This is a genomic window from Gordonia pseudamarae, from assembly GCF_025273675.1.
Lineage (GTDB): Bacteria > Actinomycetota > Actinomycetes > Mycobacteriales > Mycobacteriaceae > Gordonia > Gordonia pseudamarae.
Window position 1 is genome coordinate 1,535,372 of the sequence record NZ_CP045809.1, and the last position, 14,487, is coordinate 1,549,858.

The 14,487-nt window shown below is 61.2% G+C and carries 18 protein-coding genes; 12 read left to right on the plus strand and 6 right to left on the minus strand.

Features of this window, described 5'->3' with window-relative positions:
- Positions 1-87 precede the first annotated feature (87 nt).
- The 6 genes from GII31_RS06840 to GII31_RS06865 form a co-directional block, all read right to left on the minus strand.
- Positions 88-870 carry an isoprenyl transferase gene (locus GII31_RS06840; RefSeq protein ID WP_260840354.1) on the minus strand — a complete coding sequence of 261 codons (783 nt, stop codon included), beginning with the start codon at positions 868-870 and terminating at the stop codon, positions 88-90.
- Between the two features lie 95 nt (positions 871-965).
- Positions 966-1,352 carry an NUDIX hydrolase gene (locus tag GII31_RS06845; protein WP_213247985.1) on the minus strand — a complete coding sequence of 129 codons (387 nt, stop codon included), beginning with the start codon at positions 1,350-1,352 and terminating at the stop codon, positions 966-968.
- Positions 1,353-1,431: 79 nt separating this feature from the next.
- Positions 1,432-2,205, minus strand: coding sequence for an ABC transporter permease (locus GII31_RS06850; protein WP_213247987.1), 774 nt, complete (start codon positions 2,203-2,205; stop codon positions 1,432-1,434).
- Positions 2,196-3,074, minus strand: a complete 879-nt coding sequence (locus tag GII31_RS06855) for an ABC transporter ATP-binding protein (RefSeq protein ID WP_213247989.1) — start codon at positions 3,072-3,074, stop codon at positions 2,196-2,198. Before GII31_RS06855 ends, GII31_RS06850 begins: the two co-directional genes overlap by 10 nt.
- An 81-nt stretch (positions 3,075-3,155) precedes the next feature.
- Positions 3,156-3,686, minus strand: a complete 531-nt coding sequence (locus GII31_RS06860) for a hypothetical protein (protein WP_260840355.1) — start codon at positions 3,684-3,686, stop codon at positions 3,156-3,158.
- Positions 3,683-4,699: a hypothetical protein gene (locus GII31_RS06865; protein ID WP_213247993.1), complete on the minus strand. Its 1,017-nt coding sequence runs from the start codon at positions 4,697-4,699 to the stop codon at positions 3,683-3,685. The genes GII31_RS06860 and GII31_RS06865 overlap by 4 nt, the downstream gene beginning before the upstream one ends.
- Before the next feature lie 357 nt (positions 4,700-5,056).
- On the opposite strand from GII31_RS06865, the gene idi reads away from it, so the two are divergent.
- Genes idi through GII31_RS06925 form a run of 12 tightly spaced genes read left to right on the plus strand, consistent with a single transcriptional unit; the run spans position 5,057 to position 14,471 of the window.
- Complete coding sequence (gene idi, locus GII31_RS06870) at positions 5,057-5,686, plus strand: isopentenyl-diphosphate Delta-isomerase (RefSeq protein WP_246222138.1); 630 nt, start codon at positions 5,057-5,059, stop codon at positions 5,684-5,686.
- A 21-nt stretch (positions 5,687-5,707) separates the two neighbouring features.
- Positions 5,708-6,421: a hypothetical protein gene (locus tag GII31_RS06875; RefSeq protein ID WP_213247995.1), complete on the plus strand. Its 714-nt coding sequence runs from the start codon at positions 5,708-5,710 to the stop codon at positions 6,419-6,421.
- Between the two features lie 10 nt (positions 6,422-6,431).
- Complete coding sequence (locus GII31_RS06880) at positions 6,432-7,529, plus strand: polyprenyl synthetase family protein (protein WP_213247997.1); 1,098 nt, start codon at positions 6,432-6,434, stop codon at positions 7,527-7,529.
- Between the two features lie 59 nt (positions 7,530-7,588).
- Positions 7,589-8,302, plus strand: a complete 714-nt coding sequence (gene uppS / locus GII31_RS06885) for a polyprenyl diphosphate synthase (RefSeq protein ID WP_260840493.1) — start codon at positions 7,589-7,591, stop codon at positions 8,300-8,302.
- A gap of 29 nt (positions 8,303-8,331) precedes the next feature.
- Positions 8,332-9,171 carry a hypothetical protein gene (locus GII31_RS06890; RefSeq protein WP_260840356.1) on the plus strand — a complete coding sequence of 280 codons (840 nt, stop codon included), beginning with the start codon at positions 8,332-8,334 and terminating at the stop codon, positions 9,169-9,171.
- Positions 9,172-9,185: 14 nt separating this feature from the next.
- Positions 9,186-9,881, plus strand: coding sequence for a hypothetical protein (locus tag GII31_RS06895; protein WP_213248003.1), 696 nt, complete (start codon positions 9,186-9,188; stop codon positions 9,879-9,881).
- On the plus strand, positions 9,878-10,570 hold the full coding sequence (locus tag GII31_RS06900; RefSeq protein WP_213248005.1) for an undecaprenyl diphosphate synthase family protein: 693 nt from the start codon (positions 9,878-9,880) through the stop codon (positions 10,568-10,570). The genes GII31_RS06895 and GII31_RS06900 overlap by 4 nt, the downstream gene beginning before the upstream one ends.
- Entirely contained in the window at positions 10,567-11,286 is a 720-nt protein-coding gene (locus GII31_RS06905; RefSeq protein ID WP_213248007.1) for a hypothetical protein, read from the plus strand. The genes GII31_RS06900 and GII31_RS06905 overlap by 4 nt, the downstream gene beginning before the upstream one ends.
- On the plus strand, positions 11,273-11,902 hold the full coding sequence (locus GII31_RS06910; protein ID WP_213248009.1) for a hypothetical protein: 630 nt from the start codon (positions 11,273-11,275) through the stop codon (positions 11,900-11,902). The genes GII31_RS06905 and GII31_RS06910 overlap by 14 nt, the downstream gene beginning before the upstream one ends.
- A gap of 6 nt (positions 11,903-11,908) precedes the next feature.
- Positions 11,909-12,367, plus strand: coding sequence for a type II toxin-antitoxin system RatA family toxin (locus tag GII31_RS06915; RefSeq protein ID WP_213248011.1), 459 nt, complete (start codon positions 11,909-11,911; stop codon positions 12,365-12,367).
- Between the two features lie 50 nt (positions 12,368-12,417).
- Positions 12,418-13,143, plus strand: a complete 726-nt coding sequence (locus GII31_RS06920) for a class I SAM-dependent methyltransferase (protein ID WP_213248013.1) — start codon at positions 12,418-12,420, stop codon at positions 13,141-13,143.
- A gap of 53 nt (positions 13,144-13,196) precedes the next feature.
- A complete protein-coding gene (locus GII31_RS06925) occupies positions 13,197-14,471 on the plus strand; it encodes a cytochrome P450 (protein ID WP_213248015.1) in 1,275 nt (424 codons plus the stop codon).
- The last annotated feature ends 16 nt before the right edge of the window (positions 14,472-14,487 follow it).

Sequence of the window (14,487 nt, forward strand, 5' to 3'; positions counted from 1 at the left end):
GCCAGGTCGACCAGGCGCTGGTATGGGTCCGCGAGGCCGACATCGCCTCATCCCAGCCAGCGTGGCGGCGTCGACGGCGAGGACTCGTCACATGCCGAATCGCCGCTGCCGTCCTGCGTATGAGCGCAGTGCACGCAGGAAATCGATGCGACGAAATGCGGGCCAGTGACAGTCCATCCACTGCATTTCGGCATAGGCTGATTGCCACAATAGGAACCCCGAGAGCCGCTGCTCGCCAGAGGTCCGGATTATGAAGTCGGTGTTGTCGCCGCTGGCGGAGTACAGATGCCGGGAGATGTCGTCGACATCGAACTGCTCGATCAGTTCGACCGGGTCGCCGCCAGCTGCGATATGTTGTCGGAAAGCGCTTTTCACGGCATCCACGATCTCTCGGCGACCACCGTAACCGACTGCGACATCGACCTTGAGACCGCGGCGTTCAACTGTGTCTGCGGCGGCTTGTGTAAGAACCCGGGCGGCACTGTCGGGGAGCAAGTCGAGCGACCCGATCACTTGAACTTCCCAGTCGCGATCCGGGCCGGTGATGTCCCGTACGGTCGCTTCGATGATTTCGATCAGAGGCCCAAGTTCCGTGGGTGGGCGGCCGAGGTTGTCGTCGGAGAGCATGAAGAGCGTGACGTGTCTGATGTCGGCGGCGGTGCACCACTCCAGAAACTCGGCTACCTTGGCGCCACCAACACGGTATCCCTCGCGGACATCGTCGTGGCCAGCCTCTCGTGCCCAGCGACGATTGCCGTCGAGCATGATTCCGATGTGCCGGGGTCTTGGTAGCCCGGCCAGTGTGGTGGCGAGCCGACGCTCGTAGATCGTCTCCATCGGTCGGCGTAGGAACAAGGGCAGAAGTCTCATCAATTCTCGCGTCGCAGTTAGATGTGGCACCGGGAACCTGGGCATCGTATCGGGGAAGGCCTTCGTTGCAATAGCAGTCCGTGCGAAGAAGGCGCTCAGACATCACCGATGTACCGGTGCAGTGCGGCTCTGACCGGCGGGAGCACAGGAAGAGTGGGTAGGTCCGCAATTGCAATCCAGGCGGAGGCATCAGCGCCGCTGTGTCCGACGTGGGTCAGTTTACCGCCGGTGATTCTGACCTCGAAAAGGCAGAAGACGGCATGCAGGTCCAGCCCGGTGCTCAGCATCCGGTGCTCGGCATCGATGTCCAGCAGCCGAACGACTGCGACATCATAGCCGGTCTCCTCCTTGAATTCACGGACAACAGTGTCGCGGGGATGCTCACCGTGTTCGATTCGCCCACCAGGCAGTATCCAGCGACCGTGGTCGTCCTTCGATGATGGACCGATACGAACCATCAACACGCTCTCGGCGTCTCGCACGAGCCCGTACGATGCGAACCGCTGCAGGATGCTCGACTTCGTCACCTAACCAACCTATCCACGCTCCCCTCCGTTCGCGCTAAGTCCAATGGAGCCGCTCCTGATCCATAGGGAAGCGCCAGAGCGCTACAGCGGTGAAGACAGCGGTGAAGGCGAGAACCGCCGCCAGACACGGGAGGATGTCCGTCAGGGCGGCCCCATCTAGAACCACTTGCCGGAATCCGTTGACCGCCCAGTACACCGGAGTCGCTTTCGCGATCCATTGAACCAGTGCCGGCATGAGATCGGTTGGCACCAACGCGCCGCCCACCAGCGTCCAGGTCAAGGTCACGACCCGCTCCGCCGCAAATGCCTGCCGCCGAGAGGCTGACACGGCGCACAACGCAAGGGCGAATGACGAGACGCAGGCAGCCAGTGCGAGTGCCATCGTCGCCAGCGCGAGGATCGAACCGGTGATGTGCAGGCCGACCACCGTCCATCCGAGAGCGAACAGAAACGCTGTCTGTGTAACTGAGAGTGCGCTACACAGCGTCGATTTCCCGAGAAGGACCTCCCAGGTCCGCACCGGCGACAGGCGCAGACGTTGCCAAGTCTGCAGACCGTGCTCGCGGAAGTACGAGTCGGTGACCAGCCCGATCAGGAAGAACGAGAACATGACCGCGACTCCAGGGACCGCCAGTTGGACCCCATCGCCGTGCAGATACCCGAGTCGGGTGACTGCGTCGGCGTAGAGCGGCTTGATAAACAGCACCAGAAGGGCCGGAGTGATCAGTACTGTGACCAGCGGAGCGGGTTCACGGCACAGCCAGGCTGCATCATGTCGGGACAACAGTAGCGCGCGGGTCACGAGCACCCCCCATCTGTGACAATATTGAAGTAGGCACGTTCGAGGTCGGCGCGGATGATCTCCAGCCCGCACAACTGCTCGCGGTGCTCAGCCACGGCTTCTAGCGCGTGCACGATGTCAGTGGTCGGATTCGACGTCGGTAGCAGCAGAGTGTCGGCGAGCACCCGTGCGCCTGGCCAATCGACTGTAGGCAGTGCCCCCTCGAAGCGGAGCGCAAGTTCGCTGGCGGCGTGATCGGCGATCAGCCGGTCGACGGTGCCTTCCGCCACGATCCGGCCGTGGGCGAGAACCGCTACTCGGGCACGTAGTTCCTCGACCTCGGCGAGGTAATGGGTGGTGTAGACGACCAATGATCCGCGCGAGGCCTGCTGGCACACGATACGCAGCAGCTGCTGCCTGGTTTCCGGATCCGCTCCCGCGGTCGGCTCATCGAGCATGACGACGTCGGGCCGGTAGACGAGTGCACAGCCGACGTGGAGACGGCGGCGCTGACCGCCTGACAGTATCGCCGCTCGCTTTTTTCGAAGGTCGCCGAGTTGGAGAACTTCGAGCAACTCCTCGACGGCACCCGTGAGTTCTCTGCGCCGTAGCCCGTTGAGCGAACCGAAGAATCGAAGATTCTCTTCAACGGTGTGTGCGGGGTACACCGCGATGTCTTGACCGGCCAGTCCGATTCGGCCGCGCAGGGCCTTGCTCTCGCCGGTGGCGTCCAGTCCGAGAACCCGTGTGCAGCCGCTGCTCGGGGCGAGCAATCCGGCGACGATCGATATCAACGTCGTCTTCCCCGCTCCGTTGGGACCGATAACGGCGAGCACTTCACCACGGTCGGCGTTCAAAGTCACTCCGGTGAGGGCGTCGCATGCGTTGAAAGACATTCGTAGGTCCTCGATTTCGAGTGCAGGTCTCACGCGCGAGTAGCTCCAATGGTCGATGTGGCGTTCTGGGCGAGGGCCCGGTTACAGTGGCCTGGTCCAGTCGGTGGGCAGCAGAGGCGGGAGCCCAAGTCGATCTGTCAGCTCGGTCCAGGCGCGAACCAACCGGATAGCGCCGAACATCCCTTCTGGAGAACGCAGTTCAGGTAGCGGATCCGGGAGCCTGAGGGTGGACTCGATCTCCGATACCCACGCATGTATCTGGGCCAGCCAGAACTGTGCACGTTCAGCATCGGGCGCGGTGCGGGAGAACTCGCTTGCTTCCTTGAGTAGGTGGTGGCCTGCTATCCAGATATCCGGCGGTACGTGGGTATGGGGATCGAGCGCTCCGCCGTCCTCGGCGACGTAAGGCTCGGCACCGAACTCCAGCCCCCGCGCCTGGCAGCAGATCGTGATGAGGTAGCGGGTTTGCCCCAAGACCAACAGCCACTGGCCAGCTTTGGCGCCGCCGTCGATATCTTGGAGAGCCGATTGCGCGCCGATCATCAGCATCACTGCACCGTGGCTGACATGAGCGACATGCCGTCGCAGCTCGGGACTCGAATGGGTGTTCACGGCTTCTCGACTCCCATCCACAGCACATCCTCGATGAAAAGGTCGGCGACGTCGTCGTGCCACTGGTCCTCGATCCCGTATGTCCACACGGGGTTTGCGCACGCGGGCCCGTCGGCGGGTACCGCGACCGTGCGCAAACCCCAGCGCGACATCAGGTATGTCTCGTCAAAGAGATGGCCCTGGGTTCCGATGGCAGGTGTAACCTTGATACGCCAGCCGGAGCAGAAGACGTCGGCGAGGAAGTGGTCGAGCAGTTCACCGGTCTTGTCCAGATATGCCGGCACGTCTGAAGGTATGACGGGCGGACACATTGCCAGGCGGTAGGCATCGAGAGCGGAGTGATCGTCGAGCCGCCGCAGCTTTTCGCCCAGCCATTTGGGTTTGAAATACCACTCACCGTGCAGCGCGGCATGCCGCTCGAGCGCCGCGCAGAGTGCTTCACCGATGCGCAGGGCGGCGACGATCGGCTTGCTGGGCGCGAATACGCGGGCAGACACCCTTTTGCGAACGGCTTCGACGGCATGCCAGCCGGCGATTCGACCTGGCATGTCACCGGCAAGTTTCCGCTGCCAGGACAACCATTCCTGAGTACCGGTCAATGGCAGGCCGAGAGCGAACCTGCTGAGACTGTCGAGGATCAAGCGAGCGGAGGCTATCGCGCCGGGAGCAATGTCAGCTGGTGGCCACTGGCCGGAGACGAGTTCTCGATGGCGGTTCGTGATCGGTTCGGCGCCGTGGAGAACAACCTCGATCAGCGCGGCGTTGACGTATGCGGTGAGCGGGAGAGCGGCTGCCACCGCACCGGGCACGACCGAGTATATGTCCAGATCGCTTCCAGGGTTGCCGAACCCGGCCAGGACCGAACCAGTGGCTACCGTGAGCAACGGTTGTCCGAACGAAGTGTCTACCTGAGCGATGACATCGTTCCGTGTCAGACGATGGGAGGCCAGGTGTGCTTGCAGCCGGGCATCAAGCGTCGCTGATGACGATGGCGTAGCTGCCGATGGACTCATACTCAATTCCCCCTGGTCATCGATACTCCTGGAACGTGACAGGGAGCTTGCACAAAGTTGCGATAACTGCCGAACTGAACCGAACTCGGTTTCCCGAAACGTTAGCCGACTACTTGCCGGTCCCCCTGACGACCAATGCCATGACACTAGCGGCGGAATCACAGTCCGGCAACCGTCGTCAGGAAGTATCTCGGTGAAGATCTCTCTTGCGCGGGCTGTAAGGGATCTGTAGTGTGATGGAAGGGTGGGGTACTGTAAATGTCAGGCTGGCTCGTATCGAGTCGACATTTCTCTGGCATCGTCGCTTGTCGGCGATCGTCCCTCTCCGTTCTTGGGGAACTCGATATGGGGGGTCGAATGGCGTTAACTTCAGAAGGCGCGATAAGTGCCTTGGGTCATGCTTCGACGGCGGATGTGGCAGGCATTCTGCTGGAACTCGTTGATTCGAGCGGGAATACGCTGGGTACCGCCGAGAAGATTGCTGCCCATAGATTTCCAGGGCGGTTGCATCGCGCATTCTCTGTATTCTTACTCGACAGTGACGGGCATATGGTTCTGCAGCGCAGGGCGCTGACCAAGTACCATTTCCCTGGAGTGTGGTCGAATTCCTGTTGTGGCCATCCACTTCCTGGTGAACACCCATTCGTTGCGGCCGCTCGCCGGGTCCGGGAAGAACTGGGTGTGTGCCCTGCGGTTCTGGCCGAGGCTGGCACGGTCACATATCGCCATGAAGATCCACAATCGGGGCTGGTTGAACACGAGTACAACCATCTATTTGTAGGTGTCGTCACTGCCGACCTGAAGCCTGCCCCCGAGGAGGTCGTGGACATCGCTCGGGTGGATCAAGACGGCCTAAGGCAACGACGTGCGACGGAGCCGTTCTCTGGGTGGTTTGGCGATGTATTCGACGCGGTCTTGCCGACGCTGCGGAACCTGGATGTCGCAGCGCGATGGCGAAATCTCATCACCGACGAGTTACCCGAATAGAAGATCGAAGGTGAACCGACTGTGTCCGACTACATTCGGAACTGGCTTGGAACTGGTTTCGCCATAGACTGGACCGACCTCAGATTGGCCCACGCGCAATGCAGGTCAGTACTGACTGAATTGGCAGCTGATCGAGAGCTGTTGACCAACCTGGTCGACCGTGTCGCGATAGATGAGGTTCTTTTCGCGGATGCGGACCACCACCCTGTCATGGATCGTCTCACGCTATGGCGCGATATCGACCGCGGGATCTACTTGCGTCTGCACGTCTCGCCTGGAAACAACGAACTCATCCCGCACGACCATAAATACTCGTTCACGACCTATATACTCCGCGGTTCCTACACCCATGTGTGGCGCCGTCGGTCTGTATCTTATAGCGGTAGTTTCACTGCAGAGAAGGCGCCGCTGGGGTTGGTGACCTGTGAACAGGTAGGTTCCTGCTACACATTGGGATACTCGCTCATACATCAGACCATGATGGAAGCGGACACGGTCACATTATTCATGCGAGGACCCGGCGAGCAGAGCCGTTCCTACGCAGCTCTGGATATGCTAGATCGGACTGTCAGTAGTAGCCGAGCGGACGATTCGGAGACTGAATTGATCGAAGAAAGGCGGCATACGGACGGGCAACGACGCCTGGAATTCAGCGAATTTGTACGATTGCGTTCGCGCCTAGCGGCTCTCAGAGTAATCGATGCCATTTCGCATACAGATCAGATTTCGAGATGAGGCTTCGGAAGTGTCAACATCGAGCGATATCGATCGCATAACCCGCGAGCTGCAGGGCAGGATCGCAGATTATCAAGACCATTTCTCCCGCGTATTCGCACAATATTTCGAAGATCTCCAACGAAACTTTGACGGACCTGCTGAGAGCCGCTTCACAGCACGGAGTCTTGAGCTGCTCGGGCACCTCTCACTTCGTGGCGGTAAGCGTCAGCGCGTCGCTTTCTTGTACGAAGCTGCTCGTCTGGTTACCGCTGAACCGGTGCCCGGGCTCGACGAGGCGGCGCTCAGTATCGAATTGCTGCAGACCCACCTGCTCGTGCACGACGACATCATCGATGATGCCCCGACCCGGCGTGGCGGACCTTCGACGTACTACGCGTACCGGGAGGAGTTCCCCCAGCATCCCCAGACCGCTCTCGGTCTTGCGCTGCTCGCCGGTGACCTTGCCGCATTTCTGTCCCTGCAGGTTCTCCTGGACTCTGGACTGCCAGTTGCGCTCCGGCACGCGCTCGTCGACGTGCAGACACGAGCAGCAGCTGCCACCTTCGTGGGACAGATGTTCGATCTGGAGCGCGATTTCCCGCAGATCCCGAGCGAAGAGTTACTGAACTCGGTCTCCGATTACAAGGCTTCCCGCTCTTCGGCACTCGCGCCGATCCAACTCGGACTCCTGGTCGCCGGTGAGGATCCCGTCGAACATGCTGAGACATTGCGTCGCTACGCGCTTATGTTCGGGATCTCAGGCCAGATGTGTGACGATTACCTGAGTCTGTTCGGAGACGAACGGGTGACCGGGAAGCCGAATACTGCCGACGTACGGGACGGCCGACGTACCTATGCAATCCGAGCTGTGCTGGCTACGGCGACGGAGACTGAGCGGGTGCGCATCGAGTCGATCCTGGGGCGTCCGGACTGCACTGCGGCCGACATCGACTGCCTTCGCGACATCGCCCAACACCACCGAGTGGACCGCGAGTTGCGCTCGAAAATGCATCGCTACGCCGAATTGGCGTGCCGGGAGGCCGCCGGATGGCGCGACTGCTGGCACGATGATGCAGTCACGTTCTTCGAACGGGTGCCGGTCTGGGGGGTGGAGAGGACACTGTGACAACGGTAAGCGGTTCGACAGTGGTGAATCGGGACGAACTACCCCGCGTGCCCGCTCATGTGGGGTTCATTCTCGACGGTAATCGCCGATGGGCCCGCTCACGCGGGATGAACGCCTCAGCCGGACATCTGGCCGGGTTCTCCCGGATTCCAGAGATCCTGACATGGTGCGAGGCGGCGGGAATCCACACCGTCACTCTCTGGATGATGTCGACCGACAATCTGCGTCGTGACGCGGAAGAGGTTGACTGCCTGGCGAAAATCATCGAGGCAACTGTGGATGTGGTCGGCTCCCGGGGAATCGGGAGCATCCGGCACCTAGGTTCCCGGGAGGTCATTCGCAAGCCTTTGCTGGATGCGCTCGACCGCGCGGTCGAGCGCACGTCAGGCGTAGGAGGCTTACGGATCAATCTGGCGGTATGTTACGGAGGCCGCGAAGAGATCGTAGATGCGTGCCGACAGATCCTGGCGCGGTGTGATTCCAGTGGACTGACGCTGGGAGAGGCAATCGGCCGGATAAGTGTCCGGTCGATCTCGGAGGAAATACTCGGTGTGTCGCCGGCGCCGGAACTTATCGTCCGGACCTCGGGTGAGCGGCGATCCTCCGGGTTCTTGCTTTGGGCCGGAATGTATTCCACTATGTGTGTGGTACCCGGCTTCTGGCCGGACTTCGGTGTCACCGAGTTCCGTGATGTGCTGCTTGCGCACCGCGACGGGTGCTTCACGGGGCCATCAGCTGGCAGTGGCGAACAGCGGGAGGTGAGTGTCCGTTGAATTCGAAGTCGATCGCACCGGGATGCGCGGTGGGGCTCATCGGCATCGACGGTGCCGGCAAGACCACGCTTGCAACCGAACTCGAACGGCAGCTGACAGTGCGAGGGGTGGACGCGATCCGCATGTCTCGTCGTCAATTCCTTAAATCGACACCGCGCGACTTCGCGGGGAGTACGGTTACCGCGCTCTACGAGGGAGCGCTGAGAACGCTGTATGGCTTCGCCGGTCTCGACGACGGGACTGTTCTCGGAGAGCAGTTTCCACCGCTAGCAGGTGAGATTTTAGCCGATGAGTTCGAGAAACTGCTCAACACAGCAGTCATCGTCAAGAACAACCCCGCCGGACTCATCGCCTCGATGCTGTCCGAGACCGCCGGGTGTATAGCGTTCCGGGAAGCAATCATTCGCCCCCAGCTCGAAGCGGGACGAGCCGTTATCGAGGACACCCACGGCATCAAGATGGTGGTCAAGCTGTACCTGCTGGGTATGTCTGTGACCGAGCCTCAGAGTGCAGCCCGGCCCCAGTTCGACGCGGCACTGCGGGCCGCCATCGAGATACTCCGGCCCGAGGCCGACAGGTCCCTACCCGTCCTGGTCCGAACCGATCCCCAGATCGCGTACCAGCGCAGGGTTTTGCAGTATGGCCAAGTGGGCGGGATGGAGCACTACGGTCCGGCGGGCCGAGCGATCGGGCGCGATTCGTACATGGATCTCCAAAGCCGCAGCGCAACGATCTTCGAGGAGATCGCGAACGAATGGAGATGCTTGCGGGTCGACTTGTCGGCGGACGACCGAGACCACGTACTCGCCGCCGCCGCTGACCAGATTATCTCAAGTCTGTCTCCCCGAGGAACCGAGAGATATACATGACGGGACACCTATCGATGGATATCAGCAGGCACTGGATCGACCATCTGCCCCCGCTGGACTGGTCGAATCTGCGATCAGGGCATCGTCAGGCGCGAAACGTGCTGTCGCGCTTAGCTGATGATCGCAGTCTCCTCAGTCGCCTCGTCCACGAGATTGAGTTCGACCCTAGTCGGCTCGCGCAGAGCGAAGTGCACCCGCTGATTAACCGGCTAGTCCTCTATCAGGACGATTCGCGCGGATTTCAGGTTCGGTTGCACATGTCACCCGGTTCCCGCGAGTTGGTGCCGCACGACCACAAGTACTCGTTCACCGCATTTGTCCTGCGCGGCGCCTACGTGCACGTGTGGCGGCGGCGAGCCGATCGAGGTGAGCGCGAGTTCACCGGTTCCGACGTGCTACCGGGGATCGTAACCATTGAGCGCCCAGGCGCCTGCTACACGTTCGGCCACCCGTTGGTCCATCAGACGATCATGTTGCCGGGAACAGTCACATTGTTCATGCGGGGCCCTCGGGTCAAGGGCCGATCACACGCGGCGCTGGACATGCTCCCACAGGCAGAGCGTTGGCCACCACCCTCTGAGGCCGGAAAGCCCAAGCATGCCAACGGACAACGGCCTGTAACCATCGCGGAGTACCGCGCGATGGTGGCCCAACTCTGCACGGACGGTCTGATCGAAGAAAACTCTGGCGCGCCAGGAGGCACACCATGACGCCCGCGCATGTAGGAGTCATCCTCGGAGGCACTGCGCTGTGGGCCCAGTCGAACGGGACACTTACGCTCGAGGCCTACAGTCGGGTCTGCGCCAAGCAAATCGAAATAGTCGAATGGTGCTGGGCGGCCGGTGTCACCGAGCTCACGCTCCAGATCCTGGCACCTGAGGTCTCGCTCGCCGAGAAGCAAGCTGTAGTGGCATGGGAACAGGTGCTCGATCACTTCAGGCTCGGCTGGCCGACCGTTCCGGTGGCGTCTTTCAACCTCATCGGTGGCAACGAGGCGCTGGGCTACTCTGCAACGAACTCTGGGCGACGCGCGGACGACCTCCGAGACGGGCCGGGACTTATTGTGAACCTGATCCTTGAATACGAGGGGCGCCAGGAAATCGTCAACGGAGTACGTCGCATGCTCGCTACTGCCCGGGCCGCAGGCACTAGCCTGGCCGAGGTAGTCGCAGATCTCGATAGTGCGAACCTTGAGAAATTCCTTGACACGGGGAGCCTGGCGCCCATCGACTTCGTGATCAGGGCGTCGGCTGTGGCGTTCGTCCCAGAATTTTTGCCGTGGAAATCAGTCTACGCAGAATTCTATCTGACAAGCGTTCCGGCACCCGAGCTCTCATACGCCGATTTCCGTACGGCTTTCGACGACTACTCGCACAGGAAACGGAGGTTCGGTCGATGAAACATATCGAATCGACAAAGCCCGATGACGTCGCGTTCGATCTGGGTGCTGTCTGCTCAGCGATCGAGTGGGAGAACCCTCGTCGAGCGAATCGGCAGGCCCGCACGATCCTTGCGCGGCTGGCTTTAAACCGAGAGTTGTTGTCGGACAAAGTAATCAAAATTGAGTCGAATCCGGTTCGTCTGGCCCGGTCAGAAACCCATCCGCTCCTACACCGGTTGTCACTCTACGAAGATCCGGAACGGCGTTGCCAGCTGCGCTTGCACATTTTCTCGGGCAGGGACAGGGACCTGGTTCCGCACGACCACAAGTATCCTTTCAGCGTATTCGTGCTGGCGGGTGGTTATCTGCACGTGTGGAACAGGAGAACTGGCTCCGCTCAGGCGGGTGAGTTCACGTCGGCGGATATCGCGCCCGGCATCGTCTCGGTCGAGCGACCGGGCTCGTGCTACTCGTTTCAGAACTCCTTGGTACACCAGACGATAGTGCTACCCGGAACAGTCTCTCTCTTCCTTCGCGGCCCGAAGCGACAGGCCCGATGGCATGCAGCGGGCGATATGTTGCATCTACTCAACGGCTACGAAGCGCCGAGTTCGGGCAAGGCCCACCACAAGGGAGCACGTCCGATATCGAAGGACGCCCTCCACGAGATCCGACACGATTTGGCACGCCGCGGAATCATTATCGACCGGAAGGCATCCCATGCCATTGCCTGAATTTTTCATCGAGCCGGTGGTCGAGCTGCTGGCCCAGTCCCAATCGCCCTACGACGTCCCCGCCGACCCCACGATCTTCGATGCCGAGTGGCTGGCACCGACGCGCTCGCTGGTCCTCGCCCTGCTCACAAACGTGAGCGCTGATGCACATGCAGGGGATTCGGTGACCGGTGCCGGCCTGACATACCTCTCGGTGGGCTCGGATGCCGAACGAGACTACTCCGTACACCTAAGGCTCGCCGGCGAGGGATTGGTGGTCCCACGAAGCCCCGAAGAGAAGGCCGTCATTCTCACCCTGGCTGGCGTCATGGAGCTCGAGGCATTCCGTCACGAAGACGATGTGTCCACGGATACTCCCTGGTATGTGCGGCAGTTCGAGGCCGGTCGGATCTATGCCAGCCATCCGGGCACCATCCACTCGGTTGAGCAATCCGCAGACGCGGTGCAGCTCGCTGTTTCACGGGGGGCTGTACCTGCGGTCGGTCGGCGCCTCGGCGCCTCCGATTTCCGCGATGCGGTGTTGCGCGCACAAGAACTTCTGCAGAGCGCAATCGAGCTCGATACGCACGAGAAAACCGCAGTCTTGTCCCCGAATCCGTCCGACCCCGAAAGGTAAATACTCATGCCAGTGGTCACTGTCCAAGAACGACTTGACGCCTCCCGCGCTGCAGTCTGGAAGCAATTGTGTGATGTCGAATCGTATCCGGAATACATGGAATCTATCGCCGATATCCGGGTTGACTCGCGCACCACTCGTCCGGACGGCTTGGTGGATACCGTGGTGTCCTGGCAGGCGACGGTCAAGGGTTCGGTCCTGAGATGGACAGAACGAGAACTGCGCTACGACGCTGACTATCGCCTGACCTTTCAGCAACTATCCGGCGATCTGGAAGTATACCAAGGCTATTGGGAGGTGCGAGCTCTCGACGATGGCTCCGCCGAGGCCACACTCGAGGTGGAGTTCGATATTGGGCTGCCGGAGTTGCGCCCGATGCTGGAACCCCTCGTCGTGGAAGCGATCAGGACGAACTCAACCGGCATGCTCCGGGCGCTGGGCCAGCGGGCGTCGTCAGTGTCGTGAACGAATGGAACACCGGGGCGTCGCCCGAATTCGAACGAGGGAGAAGTGTGATGGTGCTGCGCGACAGCGGTGAACGTGTCGTTCCGGAATGGATCGGTCCAGCCGATCGGATGGGATTCATGCTGCTGGAACAGCATCGGCAGCGGTACGAGATCGCATCCTCCGACATCCGAGGTAAGAGAGTGCTCGACCTCGGGTGTGGCGCTGGCTACGGCGCCCACTCGATGGCCGATTCAGGCGCCGAGCGGGTAACTGCTGTTGACGTCGACTCCGCCGCGCTCGCCTACGCATTCGACAACTACTCGCATCCCGCGATCGAGTATATCCAGCACGACGCGACCACATTCACACCCGATCCCGGCGCCTACGACCTGGTCACCTGTTTCGAGGTCCTCGAGCACGTCGACCAGCCTCAAGCGCTGCTCGAGGTGATCCGATCGGCGTTGAAACCGACCGGGCGACTATTGATTTCCGGCTGCGTATACCCTACCCAAGACTTCTATCGGTTTCACGTGCGGGACTACTCCAAGGCGAGCTTCCGCGCTGAACTCGAAGCCGGTGGCTTCGACGTGCTACACGAACTCGAACAGGTCTCCGTCATGTCCGCTGCTGACGTCCGCGGCACCATCCGCAGGCACTGGCGAAGCTTCCCCCTGGAACGGTTCAAATCCCATCCAGGCAAGGTGATTCGTGCGATCGTGTCGACCCAATTCATCAACGGGATCACCCACGAGGAAATGATGTTCACCTGTTCGGAGCGCCCGGCGGCCGACTAACCGTGTACCAGAACATTCCCCCAGGACCAGGATATTCCCGCACCCGGCAAACGATGAACTGGACTCTTCGTCCCTACCCCTATCTGTACGAGTGCCAGCGGCGCTACGGCGACGCGTTCACCCTACGCCTACACGCTCTCGGTGATGTGGTCATGCTCGCCGACCCCCGCGACGTGGAGTCGGTTTTCCGGATGGATCCCGATCATGGCCGGACCGGCGAAGCGAATGCGCTCATGACCCCAATTGTCGGGGCCGACTCGCTCTTCGTTCTCGACGGCGAACAACATCGGCGTCGTCGTGCGGAGATGCGCTCCTCGCTCACTACCCGCCCGCGCATCGACCCACAGGCAGTCGCACGGCTAACCCGTGAGGAACTGCCCGAGGACGGTGGTGTGGTCGAAGTAACCGAGCTCTTTCGATGGCTGGCGATGCGGCTCATCGGATACCGCGTACTCGGAACCGACGACCCCGATCTGCTGCGCGTCTTCTTCGCGCGGCTTCATGGGGTCACTGGATCGCTGAGTTCGCTGGCAGCGTTTTTCCCAGTACTACAACGAGAACGCGGCGTCGCCTCACCCGGGTACTGGTTCCAGCGCCGAATCGCAGCACTGGATTCGGTGTTGTCCGAGACGGTCGTGAAGGCGGCGCAGGAACCTCGAACCTCTTGTGTCGGAGCGCGAATGGCTGCGGCCCGTGGCGAGGCATGGTCCGATGTGCGCGGGGCTGACGGGTTCCGGGACGACCTGATCACTCTCATCGCCGCTGGCGATGACACCGTGGCCAGCGCTCTGTCCTGGGCATTGTTCTGGGTGGCGCGGACTCCTCGTGTCGCGGAGCGGATCATCAACGGCGACGATGGTGTCGATCGGGGAGCGACACCCGAGCACATGGCCGGGTCCGGATACCTGGAAGCAGTTTGTGCGGAGGCACTCCGCATCACGCCGGTGGTGGACATCGTGTCCCGCAAGACCACCGTCCCGGTAACGATCCAAGGCTTCGACATTCCAGTCGGATCACTGTTGTCACCGGCGATATACCTGGTGCACCGACGGCCGCAGGTGTACGACACCCCGGATGTCTTCCGACCGGAACGTTTCCTGGAAGGAAAGTTCAGGCCCTCCGAGTATTTCCCATTCGGTGGTGGCAGCAGACGGTGTATCGGGGCTGCGCTGGCGATCGCCGAGATGAAAACTGTGCTCGGCACAATCGTCGGGCGATACGAGGTGAGGCCGGCGTCGATCGCCGACACCTCGATTCGGTATTCGCGCCGAAATGTAACGGTTTCGCCGGGGAAGTTCCGGGTCCAGCTGACACCGAGACGGCCGTGACGATCGACATCTCTGA